At 73.1% G+C, this 17343-nt stretch carries 15 protein-coding genes, 3 tRNA genes and 5 pseudogenes; 16 read left to right on the top strand and 7 right to left on the bottom strand.

The window, feature by feature from the left end:
- The 3 genes and pseudogenes from ABD794_RS05010 to htpX all read left to right on the top strand — a co-directional run.
- A pseudogene (locus ABD794_RS05010) lies at positions 1-425 on the top strand (NADH-quinone oxidoreductase subunit M); the annotation flags it as partial.
- Positions 425-1963, top strand: a complete 1539-nt coding sequence (locus tag ABD794_RS05005) for an NADH-quinone oxidoreductase subunit N (RefSeq protein WP_344961070.1) — start codon at positions 425-427, stop codon at positions 1961-1963. The pseudogene ABD794_RS05010 and the gene ABD794_RS05005, both read left to right, overlap by 1 nt.
- 532 nt (positions 1964-2495) lie before the next feature.
- The gene (gene htpX, locus ABD794_RS05000) at positions 2496-3365 is read left to right on the top strand and encodes a zinc metalloprotease HtpX (protein ID WP_344961069.1); all 870 of its coding nucleotides are present in this window, start codon (positions 2496-2498) and stop codon (positions 3363-3365) included.
- Between the two features lie 11 nt (positions 3366-3376).
- Here htpX and ABD794_RS04995 read toward each other — a convergent pair whose 3' ends face one another.
- The 3 genes from ABD794_RS04995 to ABD794_RS04985 all read right to left on the bottom strand — a co-directional run bounded on the left by ABD794_RS04995 (position 3377) and on the right by ABD794_RS04985 (position 5603).
- Positions 3377-3586, bottom strand: coding sequence for a hypothetical protein (locus ABD794_RS04995; protein ID WP_344961068.1), 210 nt, complete (start codon positions 3584-3586; stop codon positions 3377-3379).
- Between the two features lie 111 nt (positions 3587-3697).
- Positions 3698-4645: an AraC family transcriptional regulator gene (locus ABD794_RS04990; RefSeq protein WP_344961067.1), complete on the bottom strand. Its 948-nt coding sequence runs from the start codon at positions 4643-4645 to the stop codon at positions 3698-3700.
- 31 nt (positions 4646-4676) lie between these two features.
- On the bottom strand, positions 4677-5603 hold the full coding sequence (locus tag ABD794_RS04985) for an NADP-dependent oxidoreductase (protein ID WP_344961066.1): 927 nt from the start codon (positions 5601-5603) through the stop codon (positions 4677-4679).
- Positions 5604-5807: 204 nt separating this feature from the next.
- Here ABD794_RS04985 and ABD794_RS04980 point away from each other — a divergent pair, with 204 nt between their 5' ends.
- From ABD794_RS04980 to ABD794_RS04965, 4 genes are all read left to right on the top strand, one after another.
- The gene (locus ABD794_RS04980) at positions 5808-6200 is read left to right on the top strand and encodes a YccF domain-containing protein (protein WP_344961065.1); all 393 of its coding nucleotides are present in this window, start codon (positions 5808-5810) and stop codon (positions 6198-6200) included.
- Positions 6201-6308: 108 nt separating this feature from the next.
- A complete protein-coding gene (locus ABD794_RS04975; protein WP_344961064.1) occupies positions 6309-6977 on the top strand; it encodes a hypothetical protein in 669 nt (222 codons plus the stop codon).
- Between the two features lie 128 nt (positions 6978-7105).
- Positions 7106-7576 (top strand): DUF3574 domain-containing protein, encoded by a 471-nt coding sequence (locus ABD794_RS04970; RefSeq protein ID WP_425585924.1) that lies wholly within the window; start codon positions 7106-7108, stop codon positions 7574-7576.
- Positions 7577-7716: 140 nt separating this feature from the next.
- A complete protein-coding gene (locus tag ABD794_RS04965) occupies positions 7717-8211 on the top strand; it encodes a cupin domain-containing protein (RefSeq protein WP_344961063.1) in 495 nt (164 codons plus the stop codon).
- Between the two features lie 84 nt (positions 8212-8295).
- On the opposite strand, the gene ABD794_RS04960 is transcribed toward ABD794_RS04965, so the two are convergent.
- Positions 8296-8784 (bottom strand): YajQ family cyclic di-GMP-binding protein, encoded by a 489-nt coding sequence (locus tag ABD794_RS04960; RefSeq protein ID WP_344961062.1) that lies wholly within the window; start codon positions 8782-8784, stop codon positions 8296-8298.
- 234 nt (positions 8785-9018) lie between these two features.
- On the opposite strand from ABD794_RS04960, the gene ABD794_RS04955 reads away from it, so the two are divergent.
- Positions 9019-9100: transfer RNA gene (locus ABD794_RS04955), tRNA-Tyr, on the top strand.
- 69 nt (positions 9101-9169) lie between these two features.
- On the opposite strand, the pseudogene ABD794_RS04950 reads toward ABD794_RS04955, so the two are convergent.
- Both ABD794_RS04950 and ABD794_RS04945 read right to left on the bottom strand, forming a co-directional pair.
- Positions 9170-9833, bottom strand: a pseudogene (locus ABD794_RS04950) (NAD(P)H-binding protein).
- Positions 9834-9865: 32 nt separating this feature from the next.
- Positions 9866-11146: an amidohydrolase family protein gene (locus ABD794_RS04945; RefSeq protein WP_344961061.1), complete on the bottom strand. Its 1281-nt coding sequence runs from the start codon at positions 11144-11146 to the stop codon at positions 9866-9868.
- Between the two features lie 202 nt (positions 11147-11348).
- On the opposite strand from ABD794_RS04945, the gene ABD794_RS04940 reads away from it, so the two are divergent.
- From ABD794_RS04940 to ABD794_RS04905, 8 genes and pseudogenes are all read left to right on the top strand, one after another.
- Positions 11349-11421, top strand: a tRNA-Thr gene (locus ABD794_RS04940).
- A gap of 51 nt (positions 11422-11472) precedes the next feature.
- Positions 11473-11545 (top strand) — tRNA-Met (locus ABD794_RS04935).
- Between the two features lie 84 nt (positions 11546-11629).
- Positions 11630-11794, top strand: a complete 165-nt coding sequence (rpmG, locus tag ABD794_RS04930) for a 50S ribosomal protein L33 (RefSeq protein WP_004571794.1) — start codon at positions 11630-11632, stop codon at positions 11792-11794.
- Positions 11795-11878: 84 nt separating this feature from the next.
- On the top strand, positions 11879-12331 hold the full coding sequence (locus ABD794_RS04925; protein WP_344961060.1) for an FAS1-like dehydratase domain-containing protein: 453 nt from the start codon (positions 11879-11881) through the stop codon (positions 12329-12331).
- Positions 12331-12765, top strand: a complete 435-nt coding sequence (locus ABD794_RS04920; RefSeq protein WP_344961059.1) for a MaoC family dehydratase — start codon at positions 12331-12333, stop codon at positions 12763-12765. Before ABD794_RS04925 ends, ABD794_RS04920 begins: the two co-directional genes overlap by 1 nt.
- A gap of 58 nt (positions 12766-12823) precedes the next feature.
- Positions 12824-13367: pseudogene (locus tag ABD794_RS04915) on the top strand (TetR/AcrR family transcriptional regulator).
- 91 nt (positions 13368-13458) lie between these two features.
- A pseudogene (locus ABD794_RS04910) lies at positions 13459-14879 on the top strand (MFS transporter).
- A 24-nt stretch (positions 14880-14903) separates the two neighbouring features.
- Positions 14904-15959: a UDP-N-acetylmuramate dehydrogenase gene (locus ABD794_RS04905; RefSeq protein WP_344961058.1), complete on the top strand. Its 1056-nt coding sequence runs from the start codon at positions 14904-14906 to the stop codon at positions 15957-15959.
- A gap of 322 nt (positions 15960-16281) precedes the next feature.
- Here ABD794_RS04905 and ABD794_RS04900 read toward each other — a convergent pair.
- A pseudogene (locus tag ABD794_RS04900) lies at positions 16282-17311 on the bottom strand (adenosine deaminase).
- Positions 17312-17343 lie beyond the last annotated feature (32 nt).

The raw sequence follows: 17343 nt of genomic DNA, 5'->3' as shown, positions 1-17343 counted from the left end.
CACGCGCGCCCTTACGGCCGGGCCCCCCGCCTCGGCGGCCTCCTGGCCTTCGGCGCCGTCGCCTCGCTCGGCCTGCCCGGACTGGCCCGGATTCTGGGGGCGAGATGCTCGCGATGTTCGCCTCCTTCCGCCCCGCCGACGGGCTGAGCCGCCCGCGTACCTGGTCTTCCTGGTCCTCGCCGGTCTCGGCACCCTGCTCACCGCCGCCCTACCTGCTCGTCGTCGTGCGCCGGGTCTGCATGGGCGGCAACGGCGAGCAGCACCCCGCCGGGGCGGTCGGGCCCGCCCTCACCGACGTCCGCCCGTACGAGTTCGCCGCCTGGACGCCGCTCGTCGTCCTCACCGTCCTCGCCGGACTCTGGCCCGCGGCCCTCCTGGGCCTCACCGACCCGGCCGTCCAGCAGCTCCTCGGAGGGGGCAACTGATGGTTCTCCTCGCCGAAGCGCCCATCACCGTGGCGGCCCTGACCCCGCGCGTGGTCCAGTCGATCGACTGGCTCGCCGTCGCCCCGCCGACCCTCCTCGCCCTCACGGCGCTCGCGGTCCTCGTCGCCGACCTCTTCCTCCCGGAGGCGCGCAAGCCGGTCCTCGGCGCGGTCACCCTCGGCGGGATCGTCCTCGCCGGCCTCTCCCTGCTCCCGCTGCACGGCGGCACCCGCAGCAGCTTCTGCCTCACCACCGGCAGCCACACCTGCAGTTACGAGGCCGACCGCTTCACCCTCGTCGTCCAGCTGCTGGTGCTCGGCGGCGCGCTGCTGACCGCGCTGCTGTCCCACGACGCCGTCCGCGACGAACGGCTGCCCGCCGGCGAGTACTGGTTCCTGCTGCTGTCCTCCGCCGCCGGCGCCGTCCTGCTGCCGGCCTCCCGCGACCTCGCCACCCTCGTCGTCGCCCTGGAGGTCGCCTCCCTGCCCGCCTTCGCCCTGGTCGGCCTGCGCCGCGGCGACCGGCGGTCCTCCGAGGCGGCGCTGAAGTTCTTCCTCTCCTCCGTCACCGCCACCGCCGTCACGCTGCTCGGCGTCAGCTTCGTCTACGCGGCCACCGGCACGATGCACCTGACGGACATCGCCCACAGCCTCGGCGACGTCGACCCGCGGCTGGCCGTCCTCGCCCGCACCGGCGTCGTGCTGACCCTCGTCGGCTTCGCCTTCAAGACGGCCGTCGTGCCCTTCCACTTCTGGGTTCCGGAGACGTACGTCGGCGCGCCGCTGCCCGTCGCCGGATACCTGTCCGTGGTCGGCAAGGCGGTCGGTTTCACGGGCATCGCCCTCGTGACGGTCGTCGCGTTCCCGTCGTACGCGAACGTATGGGGCCCCGCGCTCGCCGTCCTCGCCGCCGTCACGATGACCGCCGGCAACGTCGCGGCGCTGCGCCAGTCGGCCGACCGGCGGCACGGCGCGGTCCGGCTGCTCGCCTGGTCTTCGGTCGGCCAGGCGGGCTACCTGCTCGTCCCGCTGGCCGCGGCCGGGTACGCGCGGGAGCCCGGCCGGGCGGTCGGCTCCACGGTGGCGTACGCGCTGATGTACGCGGCGGTGAACCTCGGCGCGTTCGCGGTCGCCGCGCTCGTGGCCCGGACGAGCCCGGCCCAGCGCCTGGCCGACTACCGCGGCCTCTTCGCCCGCCGCCCGCTCGCGGCCCTGTGCCTCGCCTTCTTCCTGCTCTGCCTGGCGGGCCTGCCGCCGGGCGTCATCGGCCTGTTCGCGAAGGTGACGGTCTTCTCGGCGGCGGTGGACGCGGGGCTGGGGTGGCTGGCGGTGGTCATGGCGGTGAACGTCGTGATCGCGCTGTACTACTACCTGCGGTGGGCAGCGGTGCTGTTCCGCGAAGCGCAGGGCGACGGCGTCGTGGCACTGAAGGTGCCTGCGCCCTTGGGCGCGGCGATCGGCCTGGCGGCCGGGGCGGGTGTGGTGCTGTCGGGTGCCCCGCAGCTGGTCCTGCGCTTCGCGTCGGGGACGCTGCTGTAGGGGAGTTCGCCCCTGGCCCGCCCTTTCACCGTTTCCCCGGGGCAAGTCCCCGGACCCGTACCGCCCTCCGGGCTGCCCCTGCGCCCCCTGGACCCCTGAAGCGCCCTGCGGGCGCTGTCCTCAAGCGCCGGACGGGCTGAATCAGCCCGTCCGGCGCTTGAGGACAATGCGGCGGAGCCGCATTGCGGGGTCCGGGGCGGAGCCCCGGTGGGGCGCAGGGGCGAAGCCCCGCCCCACCGCGCGGAGCGCGGTCTCGGGGGCGCAGGGGGGCGAAGCCCCCGCTCACTGTGCGAAGCGCAGTGTCGGGCCGAGGGGCGCAGCCCCGGAAGAAACTGGGGGCACCTCCCAGCGGTAGCTGGGGGAGAAAGGGCGGGACCGGGGCACACCCCCAACCACCCCACCACCGTCACCCGGACGCCGCCACCCCGACCCCCACCCCCCAGGGAACCACCTCCCCCCGCCTCGCGTTGACCAGAGCGAAAGGTTCCACTGGTTCAAGGGTTCCCCTGCCGCACCACTTGGAGGGCGTACCGTGCACCGCCGGCACAACGGGCTCAGGACTGCCGTGCTCCTCGGGGGGCTGTCCGCGCTCATCATCGTCATCGGCAGCGCCTTCGGCCGCACCGGCCTGGTCGTCGCCGTCCTCCTCGCCCTCGGCACCAACGCCTACGCGTACTGGAACAGCGACAAGCTCGCCCTCCGCGCCATGCGCGCCCGCCCCGTCAGCGAGTTCGAGGCGCCGCAGCTCTACCGCATGGTCCGCGAGCTCTCCACCGCCGCCCGCCAGCCCATGCCGCGCCTCTACATCTCCCCGACCGAGGCCCCCAACGCCTTCGCGACGGGACGCAACCCGCGCAACGCCGCCGTCTGCTGCACCGACGGCATCCTGCGCCTCCTCGACGAGCGCGAGCTGCGCGGCGTCATCGGCCACGAGCTGAGCCACGTCTACAACCGCGACATCCTCATCTCCTCCGTCGCGGGCGCCCTCGCCTCCGTCGTGATGTTCCTGGTGAACTTCGCCTGGCTGATCCCCATCGGACGGTCGGACGACGACGAGGGCCCGGGCATCGTCGGCATGATCATGATCATGCTGCTGGGCCCGATCGCCGCCTCCCTCATCCAGCTCGCCGTCAGCCGCTCCCGCGAGTACGAGGCCGACGCGTCCGGCGCCCGCCTCACCGGGGACCCGCTCGCCCTCGCCTCGGCCCTGCGCAAGCTGGAGGCGGGGACCCGGCAGCTCCCTCTCCCGCCGGAGCCCCGCCTCGAAACGGCGAGCCACATGATGATCGCGAACCCCTTCCGCCCGGGCGAGGGGATGTCCAAGCTCTTCTCCACTCACCCGCCGATGGCCGAGCGGATCAGCCGGCTGGAGCGGATGGCCGGTGGCGGCCGGGGCCACTGAGCCCGGGCCCGTCAACCGGAGATCGTCTGCCCGTCGTGCGTGCCTCCCTCGCAGACGAACAGGACGTCCCAGTCCTCCGTCAGGTCGGAGAAGGCGACCGTGCCGCCTCCGGCCTCGCATGTGTCCCAGTCGACATCGGCCGGTCGTGCCTGTGCGGCGGTGGTGGTCCCGAGCACGCTCACGGCGGCCAGCGCCGCTGCGACGATCGCTCTGCGCATCATGGTTCCTCCCGGGTGACGAGAGTGACGACATCCGCCGAATGGCGGCACGCCCCACCATGACCGCCCGGCCGCCCCGCAGCGCGCTGCGTTAGGCCGACCGGGGGACGCGCGTCAGGCCGCCGCCCGCTCCCGGGCCTGCCGCCGGTAACCCCCCGGCGCCTGCCCGTACGCCCGCTTGAATGCCTTCGCGAACGCGAATTCCGACCCATACCCCGACCGCGCCGCCACCGCCGCCAGCGGCGCGTCCGACTCCCGCAGCAACCGCCCCGCCACCGTCATCCGCCAGCGCGTCAGATACGCCACCGGCGGCTCCCCGACCAGGGCCGTGAACCGCCGGGCGAAGGCCGCGCGGGACAGCCCGGAGCGCTCGGCCAGCGACTCCACCGTCCACGCCGCCCCGGGCGCCTCGTGGACGGCCGCCAGCGCCGGGGCGACCGCGGGGTCGCCGAGGGCCGCCGCCCACCCCTCGGCGGACTCCTCCGGCTGCTTCTCCAGCCACGCCCGGAGGATGTAAAGCAGCAACGAATCGATCAGCGAGGGCACGATGCCGTCGGCCCCCGGCCGCGGGTTCTCCACCTCCGCGCCGAGCAGCCGGACGGCGGCGCTCAGCTCGGGGTGCCGGCCGTCCCGCGTCGTCAGGTGGATCACCGCGGGCAGCTGGCGGACGAGCGGGTGCGGCCGTCCCTGGTCGAGGTGGTAGGCGCCGCACAGCAGACTGGTCCGCGGCCCGTCGCCGCCCAGCGACACCGTGCCGATCGGCGAACCGGGCCGGAACGACGCCGAGTTCTCGTCCACCGGGGGCGTCGCGGGATCGTCGGCGAGGACGTGGGCCCGTCCGTCCCGCAGGAAGATCACGTCCCCCTGCGCCAGCCGGACCGGCTCCCGGTGCGAGGCCGCGTCCCGGGAGGGCAGCAGCCAGCAGCCGCCCTGCAGGACGACGTGGAAGCCCGCGCCCTCGACCGCCGGCAGCTGCAGTGCCCACGGCGCGTGGCCGTCGGTGCGCACGGAGGAGGGCCGCCCGGTCCGCATGGAGGCCACGGCCTCGGTGAGGATGTCCACGGCGCCAACCCTATTCAGGTGCCAACCCTGCTCAGACGACGGTCAGTACGACCTTGCCCAGTGCCTGCCCCGACCCCACGAGCTCGTGCGCCCGGCCCGCCTCCGCCAGCGGGAACGTGTCGCGGACGTACGGCCGGATCCGCCCGGCGTCCACGAGCGCGGCGATCTCCGCCAGCGCCGCACCGTCCGGCACCACCGAGATCCCCGCGAAGCGGAAGCCCTCCGCCTCGGTGCGGGCGGCGAGTCCGGCGTCCCGGTGCTCCATGATCGTGACCAGCGTGCCGCCGGGGCGCAGCACGGTCAGCGAACGGGCGCTCGTGGACGTCGAGTCGAGGACCACGTCCACGTCCCGCACGGCCTCCGTGAAGTCGACGGCCCGGTAGTCGATCACCTCGTCGGCCCCGAGACCGCGGACGAACTCGTGCTTCCCCTCACTGGCCAGCGCGATCACATACGCGCCGCGCGCCTTGGCGATCTGCACGGCGAAGTGGCCGACCCCGCCGGCCGCCCGGTGCACCAGCACCCGCTGCCCCTCGCCGACGCCCGCCGCGTCCACCAGCCCCTGCCAGGCGGTGAGGGCGGCCAACGGCAGGGCGGCGGCGTGCACATGGTCGGCCGAGGCGGGCTTGCGGGCGAGGTGCCCGTCGGGGACGGCGACGTACTCGGCGTACGCGTTGGCCGCCCGCGGGAAGAGCGGCATCCCGAACACCTCGTCCCCGACGGCGAACCGGGCCCCCTCGCCCGCCTCCTCCACCACACCCGACACGTCCCACCCGACGCCGAACGGCGGCTCGCCCAGCAGCGGGAACGCCCCCGCCCGTACGGCCACGTCCACCGGGTTCACGGCGCTCGCGTGCACCCTGACGAGCACCTCGCCGGCGCCCGGCACGGGCCGCTCGGCCTCCACGACCTCGAGCACCTCGGGACCACCGACGGACTTCTGCATCACAGCGCGCATGAGGACACTCCCTGAACTGGCCGACCCGGACCGGCCGGCTTGATGTGATCACCGTAGGCAGCCGGGGCAAGCGTCCGAATGGCCTTCCGTCTCGGAAACATGTCCCGGCGTCTTCACCCCCGCTCACCGGCAGTGAGGGCAACCGTGTGTCACCGCCCGGCGTCTCAGTGGCCGAAGAATCGTTCGCGTGGAAGGCTGTTTTTCATGAGGCTCATCCTGAATCTCATCTGGCTGGTCCTCTGTGGCTTCTGGATGGCGATCGGCTACGTCATCGCAGGCTTGATCTGTTTTGTGCTCATTGTGACCATCCCGTTTGGCATTGCCTCTATGCGCATCGCTTCCTACGCCTTGTGGCCGTTCGGGCGGACGACGGTGGAGCGGCGGGACGCGGGCGCGGGGTCGCTGATCGGCAACGTGATCTGGATCGTCTTCGCGGGGTGGTGGCTGGCGCTGGGGCACATCGTCACCGGTATTGCGCTGTGCTGCTCGATCATCGGCATTCCGCTGGGCATCGCGAACTTCAAGCTGATCCCGATCTCGCTGATGCCGCTGGGCCGCGAGATCGTCCCGACGGACGCGCCGTTCGCGACGCGCTGACGACCGCGTGACCCGACGATCGCGTGACCCGACGGCCAGGGGCCCGGCGGAAGGCCGCCGGGCCCCTGGCCGTCGGCGGCGACGAGAGGGTGATGAGAGGATCGATTCATGGCTGTTTCCACCGAGATCGTCCGGGACGCGGGCGACGAGCACACCCTCGCGGTCGTCCTGGGGCACGACACCGACACCAACGCACTCACCGGATCGGTGACCCTGCTCGACCTGGGTGCCGAGGACCCCGCCCTCCGCATCGTCGCCCTGCCGGAGGCGTCCGGTGACGCCCTGGTGCCCCTGATGCGGGAAGCGGCGACCGTGGCACGGGAGGCCGGCGGGACGGCCCTGCGGTGGGTCACGGAGTCCGACGAGACGGACCGGCCGGCCCTGGAGGAGCTCGGCGCCGTCGAGGGGGACGAGGTCCACCGCTGGTGGCGGCTGGAACTCGCCCCCGAAGGCCCCGCGTCAGAGAACCCCGCATCCGAGAACCCCGCGTCCGGCGAAGCCGCCGCCTTCCGCCTGACGCGCGAAGACGCCCTGTTCGAGGTGGAGTTCGACGGTGCCACGGCGGTCCTGGCGCACGACCGCGAGGAGGAGGGCACCGCCGCCGGCCTCACCGAGCTCACCGCCGCCGTGGTGGCGAAGGTGCGCGCCGAGCGCCCCGGGACGCGCGAGGTCCTGGCCTACGCCGCCCCGGACGACGACCACCTCAACTCGGCGCTGTCTGCAGCGGGTTTCGCCCCGACGCGGCAGCGGGCCGTGGAGTACCACCTGCCCCTGTAGGCAGGCTGCTTTCGGCCAACGTCACGCCTTTCCCTGCCAAGCTCCCCGGCTCCCAGCAGAGTTGGGGAGCCGCAGAGTTCGGGGAGCCGCGCACCGTCCGCGCGGCCCGAGGGAAGGGAACCGTCCACGTGCCCATCAGCAAGCCGCGGCTGCGTGCCGCCGCCGTGACCACCGCAGCCGTCCTCGCCGTGGGGGCTCCCACGGCGTACGCCGCCCTCGACCCCGGCAGCGACACGTCCACCACCGCGCAGTCCGCGGCCGTACGCGGCAAGCCGTATGTCGGCACGCACCTCTACTTCGGCACCGGGCGCAACGACGGCAGGCCGGACGTGACGGAGAAGCAGTTCCTGGCGTTCGTGACCAGGACCGTCACGCCGAGATTCCCGGACGGCCTGACCATCGAGGACGCCCGCGGCCAGTGGCGCAACGCGAAGGGCGTCGTCATCCGCGAGCGCTCCTACGAGCTGACGCTGCTCTACCCGAAGTCCCAGGCGCGGACGAAGGACTCGGGCATCGAGGCCATCCGCTCCGCCTACAAGAAGGAGTTCCGCCAGGAGTCCGTGATGCGGGCGGACGAGGCGGCGAACGTCGACTTCTGAGCGGCCCGCACCGGCCCGCACCGGCCCGTACCGGCCCGGATTGACCTCGGATCCCGGGGCGGAATTGCACCACGGGCGAGGTCTTTCGGCTCCGTAGAGTCGTTCTCGCAACGACGGAGCGACACACGGGAGACCCGGACATGACCGCCGCGAACCACCACGCCGTACTGACCCGCGCCGCCGGGGCGGAGACCGCGAGCGACCCCAGCAGCGTCATGACCCTCCTGGCCGACGCCGACGCCACCGGCGGGCAACTGACCAGCTACCGCTCGCGGTTCGCCGCGGGGGCCGTCGGCGCCCCGGCGCACTTCCACACCCGCGCCTCCGAGCTCTTCTACGTCCTCGATGGCGCGCTGCGGGTGCTGGTGGGCGAGGAGGTCACCGTGCTGAACGCCGGCGACTTCCTCGTCGTACCGCCGCACACCCCGCACGCCTTCGCCGCCGCACCCGGGCACGAGGCGGACGTGCTGTTCGTCTTCACGCCCGGCCTGCCGCGCTTCGATTACCTGCGGCTGCTGGGCCGGGTGATGCGCGGCGAGGCGGACCCGCGCGAGATCCGGGAGTCCTCCGAGCGGTTCGACAACCACTACGTGGACAGCCCGGCCTGGCGCGCCGCGCTCGGCGAGGCGTCCTGACGCCGGACGCGACGAGGGCGCGCCGCGGAAGGTCGGAAACCTTCCCCGGCGCGCCCTCGTGTCGGCGGCTCAAGCGCCCTTGCGTCAGCGGTAGTTGACGAACTGGAGGGCGAAGTCCAGGTCCTTGCCCTTGAGCAGGGCCTGGACGGCCTGCAGGTCGTCGCGGCTCTTGGAGGAGACGCGCAGTTCGTCGCCCTGGACCTGGGCCTTGACGCCCTTGGGGCCCTCGTCGCGGATGATCTTGGCGACCTTCTTCGCGTTCTCCTGGGTGATGCCGTCCTGGAGCGAGGCGAAGATCTTGTACTCCTTGCCGGAGACCTGCGGCTCGTCCGCCTCCAGCGCCTTCAGCGAGATGCCCCGCTTGACGAGCTTGGACTGGAAGACGTCGAGGATCGCCTTGACGCGCTCCTCGGAGTTGGCGCGCATCTCGATCTTCTCGCCGGACCAGGCGATCGAGGCGCCGACGTTCTTGAAGTCGTAGCGCTGCGAGATCTCCTTGGCGGCCTGGTTGAGGGCGTTGTCGACCTCCTGCCGCTCGACCTTCGAGACGATGTCGAAACTGGAGTCGGCCATATTGAGTTGGCTCCTCGTGCGTAGATTCCGTCAGGGGGGCGCGGCGTGGGGCGTCCCGGGGAGCGCCGCCCGGCGGAAGGGCCGGGACGGGCCGGGGACGGCCGCCCCGCAAGCCTAGTCACCCGGGGGCGGATCGGGCGGCTGCGAACCGAGTGGCGGAGCACCCCTGGTCATCGGGTATGGTTTACGTCGTTGCCCAGGGGCTCGAAAGAGAATCCGAGGCGACGAACCCATGGCGGTGTGCCCGAGTGGCCAATGGGAGCGGACTGTAAATCCGTCGGCTTAGCCTACCCAGGTTCGAATCCTGGCGCCGCCACCGGTTGAGGCCCCCGTCCTTTCGAGGACGGGGGCCTTTCCGTATGCCCTCTGCATGCTCTCTGCGGTTCTAGCCCTCCGCGGCGGCCCGTACGGCCTCGTCCACCGGCACCGTGCCACCGATCAGTTCCAGCGTGCCGCCGGCCGTGCGCGGCTCGTCGAGCAGCGCGACGAGGACGGCCGCGACGTCGTCGCGGGTCACGTCGCCGCGTCCGGTGGACGTGCCCAGGGCGACCAGGCCCGTGCCCGGTTCGTCGGTCAGCCGGCCGGGGCGCAGGACGGTCCAGTCCAGGCCGGGCCGGGAGCGGACCTCCGCGTCGGCCGCGCCCTTGGCGCGCAGGTAGGCGGCGAAGACGGGGTCGGTGCCCGCGGGCGGCTCGCGGTCGGCGCCCATCGCGGAGACGACGACGAAGCGCCGCACCCCGGCGGCCTCCGCCGCGTCGGCGAAGAGCACGGCCGCGGCGCGGTCCACGGTGTCCTTGCGGGCGGTCCCGCTGCCGGGGCCCGCGCCGGCCGCGAAGACGGCCGCGTCGGCGCCCCTCCAGATGCCGGGCGATGTCCGCGACGGACGCCGACTCCAGGTCGCAGACGACGGGTTCGGCCCCGGCGGCGAGCAGGTCGCCCGCCTGTTCGGTCCGGCGGATGATGCCGGAAACCTCGTCACCGCGCGCGGCGAGCAACCGCTCCAGCCGCAGCGCGATCTGTCCATGTCCACCAGCGATCACAATGCGCATGATCCGACCGTACGTCGGGGTGCGACGCCCGGTCAGGAGGACGGTTCGCCGCCGCGCGGCGACTGCCGGGGCAGCTCCAGGGCCGTGGTGCCCGCGCAGTGCCGGAACTCGCGGATCGCGCTCGTGCGGGCGACCACCCGGCCGCGGTGCACCACCAGGCGGCTGTAGCCGAGCGAGAGCACCCCGGCGATCCCGCCGCCGCGGACGGCCAGCAGCTCGGCCGGGAAGCCGGCCTCCACCCGCACCTCGGCCAGGCCCATCGCCGCCCGCGCCTGGCCGCTGACGGCCTCGTACGCCTCCTCGGGACCCAGTTCGCCGCGCGAGGCGAGCAGGAAGGCGGCCTCCAGCGGATCGCCCCGGCCAACCGGGTTGGCGGCGTCGCGGACGGCCCCGCTGCCGGCGGTGACGCGGACGCCGGCGGCGCGCAGCAGCCGGACGGGCGCGGAGTGGGAGACCCGGTAGCGGGATCCGGCGGTCACCCCGCAGTCGCCCTGCGGCAGGCAGGCCACGGTCACCCCGGCGGCGGCGAGCTGTTCGGCGGCGCGCACGGCGGTCTCGCGCGGCAGCCGGGCGAGACCGCCGCAGGGGCCGAGGGTGACGGCCGGGCGCAGCCCGCCGGCCATCGCGGCGAGCCGGGCCAGCCGGGGCGGGTCGTCGGCGTCGGTGTGCAGATCCACGGCGCAGCCGTGCTCGGCCGCGACCCGCAGGACGGCCTCGGCGTAGCCGGTGGGGTCCGGGTCGAGGTCGGGGCACCCGCCGACCGCGGTGGCGCCCATCTTGACCGCGTCCCGGAGCATGGCCAGGCCGTCGGCCCCGGCGACGCCGGTGAGCAGCCGGGGGACGGCGACGGCGGTCAGGTCGGTGAGCTCGCGCAGGGCGCGGCGGGCGGCCAGGGCGCCCTCGAGCGCGCGCAGGCCCTGGACGTCGCCGACGCGGACGTGGGAGCGCAGCGCGGTCGCGCCGTGGCCGAGCTGGAGCAGGGCGGCCTCGGTGACGCGCCGCTGGACGTCCTCGACGCCGTCGGGGACGGGCCCGTCGAGGTCGGCGGTGAGGGCGGTGTCGCAGTGCGCGTGCGGGTCGGCGGGGGCCGGCAGGAGCAGATAGCCGGCCAGGTCGCAGCGCACGCCCGGGGCGAGGCTGCCGGCCGTGCCGACGGCCTCGATGCGGCCGCCGCTGAGGCGGACGTCCACCACGCGGCCGTCGGCGAGGTGCGCGTCACAGAGCACCAGGGGGTTCTCGCCGGGGCCGCCGCCGGGCGGGGACGTGGCGTCGCCGTCGGGGTTGCGTGCGGGCTGCGGCTGGTTGTCGGGCATTGCGCTCCTACGGGCCGGGGCAGGCGTTCACGCAGCGTGGTCCGAGCGTAGGCCGCGTACGGAGCGGGTTCGGGGAGGGCGGCGACCGGCGGGCAATAGTCGTACCGGAGCGGCTCGCGGGGCGGAGGGGACGGCGGTGCGCGGGGGCCTCCGGATACGGATTTCACCTTCGGCCGCAGACCGTGTAATGTCTTCCTCGCTCGCCCCAATAGCTCAGTCGGCAGAGCGTCTCCATGGTAAGGAGAAGGTCAACGGTTCGATTCCGTTTTGGGGCTCTGGTGTGAGAGGTTTCCCCGCCTTCGGGCGGGGAAGTTCTCCCACATCACAGCGGTGTAGCTCAGTCGGTAGAGCAAGCGGCTCATAATCGCTGTGTCACCGGTTCAAGTCCGGTCACCGCTACACATAGTAGCCGATTGCGGGGTCGGTCCTCCGATCGGCTACTCTTGTCTGCGTTAATCCGTCCATCCGTCAAGGAGCACTCACGTGGCTGCCACCGACGTCCGCCCGAAGATCACGCTGGCCTGCGTGGAGTGCAAGGAGCGGAACTACATCACCAAGAAGAACCGGCGTAATGACCCGGACCGTCTTGAGATGAAGAAGCACTGCCCGCGTTGCAACGCGCACACCGCGCACCGCGAAACGCGATAAGAGGCAACAGTCTCGTTCACGAGGCCGTCCCCGATTCCTGGGGGCGGCCTCGTGGCGTATCCACACCCAGGAGGTGCCGAGCCGATGGCGCTCGACCAGTCCTTCGTCGGACGGACCTATCCGGCCACCGCCCCCTACGAGGTCGGCCGCGAGAAGATCCGTGAATTCGCCGAGGCCGTCGGCGATGCGAATGTGGCGTACACCGACCCTGCCGCCGCCCGGGCGCTCGGGTACCCGGACGTGATCGCTCCGCCGACCTTTGTGTTTGCCGTCACTTTCAAGGCCGCCGGCGAGGTGATCCAGGACCCGCAGCTGGGTCTGGACTACAGCCGGGTCGTCCACGGTGACCAGCGCTTCGCGTACACCCGCCCGGTGCGCGCGGGGGACCGGCTGACGGTCACCTCCACCATCGAGACGATCAAGTCGATGGCCGGCAACGATCTTCTGACCATTCGCGGCGAGGTGCACGACGAGCGCGGTGAGCACGTCGTGACCGCCCACACGATGCTGGTGGCGCGCGCCGCCGAGGAGGCGTGATGACCGCCCGGATCTCCTACGACGACGTCGAGGTCGGCACGGAGCTGCCGGCCGGGACCTTCCCCGTGACGCGCGACACCCTGGTGCGCTACGCCGGTGCCTCGGGGGACTTCAACCCGATCCACTGGAACGAGAAGTTCGCCAAGGAGGTCGGGCTGCCGGACGTGATCGCGCACGGCATGTTCACCATGGCCGAGGCGATCCGTGTGGTCACCGACTGGACCGGCGACCCGGGCGCCGTCGCCGAGTACGGCGTGCGCTTCACCAAGCCGGTCGTCGTGCCCAACGACGAGAAGGGCGCGGTCGTCGAGGTCACCGGCAAGGTCGCGGCCAAGCTGGACGACGAGGCGCGGACCGTGCGGGTGGACCTGGTGGCGACCAGCGCCGGGCAGAAGGTGCTGGGCATGTCGCGGGCCGTGGTGCGACTGGCCTGACCGGGGCGGCCGGTTCCGGGGGTTGTCGGGTTAGTGATTAGCCACTAATCTCTCGGCCATGGTCAGGATGAGCGCGGAGGAGCGGCGCGAGAGCGTCGTCCGGGCGGCGATCGCGGAGTTCGCGAGGGGTGGCTACCACGGCACTTCCACCGAGGCGATCGCCCGCCGGGTGGGGGTCTCCCAGCCCTATCTCTTCCGCCTCTTCCCCGGGAAGCAGGCGATCTTCCTCGCCGCGGTCGAGCGCTGCCAGCAGGAGATCCTGCGCACCTTCCGGGAGGCGTCCGAGGGGGTCGCCCCCGAGGACGCCAAGCGCACCATGGGCCTGGCCTACGAGGACCTGATCGCCCGCGACCGGGGACACGCTGCTGATGCTGCTCCAGATGTGCGTCGCGGTCTCGGCCGCCGAGGCCGCGGGGGACGCGGAGTTCGGCCGCCCGATCCGGGCCGGCTGGGAGGAACTGCGGGACCACGTCCACGCCGCCCTCGGCGGTGACGCGAAGGCGTCGTCCCGGTTCATGGGGCACGGCATGCTCATCAACGCCCTGGTGTCGCTGGGGTTCCCCACCGATCACCGGGTGTGGGACGGGCTGCCGCAGGAGTGAGCCGCCCGGTCGCCGGGCGGCTTTTTTTATGACCGCGAAAGTTAGTGACTGCTTAATAAGTAAGCGGGTAGGCATCACTCCAGGGGGAGAAATGGATCGTCACTCCGCACGCCGGGCCGTCTGGGCTCTGGTGATCTCCGGCGCCGCCGGCTTCATGGCCGCGCTCGACAACTCGTCGTCACCACCGCGCTGCCCTCCATCCGCGCCGACCTCGGCGGGACACCGGCGGACCTCGAATGGACGGTCAGCGCCTACACGCTCACGTACGCCGTGCTCCTGATGTTCGGCGCCGCGCTCGGCGACCGGTTCGGCCGGCGCCGGCTCTTCACCCTCGGGCTGCTCGTCTTCACCGGCGCCTCCGCCGCCGCGGCCCTCGCGCCCGGGATCGAGGGCCTGATCGCCGCCCGTGCCGTCCAGGGCGCCGGCGCCGCGGTCATGACGCCGATCGGCCTCACCCTGCTCACCGCCGCTACCCCGCCCGAGCGGCGCGGCACCGCCTTCGGCATCTGGGGGGCCGTGAACGGCCTCGCCGTGGCCACCGGTCCGCTCATCGGCGGCGGGCTGACGGAACACGTCTCCTGGCACTGGATCTTCTGGCTCAACGTGCCCATCGGCCTCCTGCTGCTGCCCCTCGTCCGGCTGCGGATGGACGAGTCCCGCGCGCCGGGCGCCCGCCTCGACGCCCGCGGGACGCTCCTGGTCAGCACCGGTCTCTTCGGCATCGTCTTCGCAGTGGTGAACGTCAACGCCCACGGCTGGACCAGTGGCCGGGTCCTCACCGGGCTGATCGCCGGCGGACTGCTGCTGGGCGCGTTCCTCTGGCACTGCTCCGCCCATGAGAACCCCATGCTGCCGCTGCGTCTCTTCCGCAACAGGGCCTTCAGCGGCATCAATGCGGCCGGGCTGCTGATGTTCTTCGGGATGTTCGGTTCGATCTTCCTGCTCAGCCAGTTCCTCCAGAACGTCGGCGGGTACGCGCCCACCGAGGCGGGGCTGCGGATGCTCCCGTGGACCGGCACGGCGATGCTCGTCGCCCCCCTCGCGGGCTACCTCGCCGACCGGGTCGGCGGCCGGATCGTGGTCGTCTGCGGCCTGGTCCTCCAGGCCGCCGGGCTCACGCTCTACGCGCTGACGATCTCCGCCGACGTCCCGTACGCCGTCCAGCTGCCCGCGCTGATCGTCGGCGGGACCGGCATGGCCCTCTACTTCGCCCCCGCGTCCGCCCTGGTCATGTCCTCGGTGCTCCCCGCCGAGCAGGGCATCGCCTCCGGCGCCAACAGCGCCCTGCGCGAGCTGGGCGGGGCGCTCGGGGTCGCCGTGCTCGGCTCGGTCTTCGCCGCGCGGGGCGGCTACGGGTCGCCGCAGCGCTTCGTGGACGGGATCACACCGGCGCTGTGGATCGGGGCGGCGGGCGTCGCCCTCGCGGCGGTGGCGGCGGCGCTGGCACCGCCCCGGGCCGCGGCCCCGGCGGCTCCGGCGCCCGCTCGGGACCGGGAGCCGGCCGGGGTCTGACGTCCGCCCCGTACCCTTGTCGCCGTGCAGGAACTCCACGACACCCCCCTCGCCCCCCTGACCACCTTCCGCCTCGGCGGCCCCGTCGCCCGGCTGATCACGGCCGTCACCGACGACGAGGTGATCGCGGCCGTGCGCGAGGCGGACGACGCCGGTGTGCCGCTGCTGATCATCGGCGGCGGCAGCAACCTCGTGATCTCCGACAAGGGGTTCGAGGGCACCGCCCTGCGCATCGCGACCACCGGCTTCTCGCTCGACGGCACCCGCCTCGAACTCGCCGCCGGCGAGAACTGGTCCGAGGCCGTGGCCCGTACGGTCGGGGCCGGTCTCGCCGGCGTCGAGTGCATGGCCGGGATCCCCGGCTCGGCCGGCGCCACGCCGATCCAGAACGTGGGCGCGTACGGCCAGGAGGTCTCCACCACGATCACCGAGGTCGTGGCGTACGACCGCCGGGCCGGCGAGGTCGTCGTCCTCCCGAACGCCGAGTGCGGCTTCTCCTACCGGCACAGCCGGTTCAAGCAGGACCCCTCGCGGTACGTGGTGCTGCGCGTCCGCTTCGAGCTGGAGGACGCGGGCGGGCTGTCGGCGCCCCTGCGCTACGCCGAGACGGCCCGCGTCCTGGGCGTCTCCGCCGGGGACCGCGTCCCCCTCGCCGCCGCCCGCGAGACGGTGCTGCGGCTGCGCGCCGGCAAGGGCATGGTGCTCGACGCGGAGGACCACGACACGTGGTCGGCGGGTTCGTTCTTCACCAACCCCGTGCTGACCGCCGCCGAGCACGAGGCGTTCCTCGCACGGGCGGCGGAGCGGCTCGGGGACGGCGTCGTCCCGCCGGCGTACCCCGCGGGGGACGGCCTGGTGAAGACGTCGGCGGCGTGGCTGATCGACAAGGCGGGCTTCACGAAGGGGTACGGCTCCGGGCCGGCCCGGATCTCCACGAAGCACACGCTGGCCCTGACGAACCGGGGCTCGGCGACGACGGAGGATCTGCTGGCGCTGGCGCGTGAGGTGCGGGACGGGGTGCGGGAGGCGTTCGGGGTGACGCTGGTGAATGAGCCGGTGACGGTGGGCGTGAGCCTGTAGGGGGATTTCGCCCCGGTCCCGCCCTTTCACCGTTTCCCCCGGGGCTCCGCCCCTGCGCGACCCGGCTTGCGCGCTGCCGCGCGGGGTGGGCGGGGCTTCGCCCCTGCACCCCACCGGGGGCTGCGCCCCCTGGCCCCCTGAAACCGCGCTTCGCGCGGTTGTCCCTCAAGCGCCGGACGGGCTGAAATAGCCCGTCCGGCGCTTGAGGACGAACGCGGCGCAGCCGCGTTGCAGGGCCCAGGGGCGCAGCCCCGGAAGCGGGGTGCCGGGCCGAGGGGCGCAGCCCCGGGGGGAAAACGGTGAAAGGGCGGGGCGGGGAGAACTACCCCACCGGGCCGCCCAGCCACGCCTCGATCCCCGCCAGCAGCCGCCCCTTCACATCCCCCGGCGCCATAGACCCCCGCACCGACTGCCGCGCCAGCTCCGCCAGTTCCCCGTCCGTGAAGCCGTGGTGCTCCCGCGCCAGCTCGTACTGCGCCGCGAGACGCGAGCCGAAGAGGAGCGGGTCGTCCGCGCCCAGGGCTATCGACACCCCCGCCTCGTACAGCGTGCGCAGCGGCACGTCCGACGGCTTCTCGTAGACGCCGAGCGCGACGTTGGACGACGGGCAGACCTCGCAGGTCACGCCCTGTTCCGCCAGCCGTCGCAGCAGCCGCGGGTCCTCCGCGGCCCGCACCCCGTGGCCGACCCGCCCGGCGTGCAGGTCGTCCAGGCAGTCCCGGATGCTGCTCGGCCCGGACAGCTCGCCGCCGTGCGGGGCGGCCAGCAGCCCGCCCTCGCGGGCGATCTGGAACGCCCGGTCGAAGTCCCGGGCGAGGCCGCGCCGTTCGTCGTTGGAGAGCCCGAAACCCACCACGCCCCGGTCCGCGTAGCGCACCGCGAGGCGGGCCAGCGTCCGGGCGTCGAGCGGGTGTTTCATCCGGTTCGCGGCGATCAGGACGCGCATGCCCAGACCCGTGTCCCGGGACGCCCGGTCCACGGCGTCCATGATGACCTCCAGGGTGGGGATGAGCCCGCCCCAGCCGTGGCGCGTACGACGTGGGGTCCACCTGGATCTCCAGCCAGCCCGAGCCGTCCCGGACGTCCTCCTCGGCCGCCTCGAAGACCAGCCGTTGGATGTCCTCGGGAGTGCGCAGGCAGGAGCGCGCGATGTCGTAGAGCCGCTGGAAGCGGAACCAGCCGCGCTCGTCCGTCGCCCGCAGCCGGGGCGGTTCGCCGCTGCTCAGCGCTTCGGGGAGGTGCACTCCGTACTTGTCGGCCAGTTCGAGCAGGGTCGAGGGCCGCATGGAACCGGTGAAGTGCAGGTGCAAATGCGCCTTGGGCAGCAGTCGGACGTCGCGTACGTTCTCCATTCCGGGATCCTGCCGCATGCGGCACGTCGACC

It is taken from the genome of Streptomyces thioluteus, from assembly GCF_039535865.1.
The sequence above is the reverse complement of the archived record's forward strand: the minus strand, read 5'-3'. Positions and strand labels throughout refer to the sequence as shown.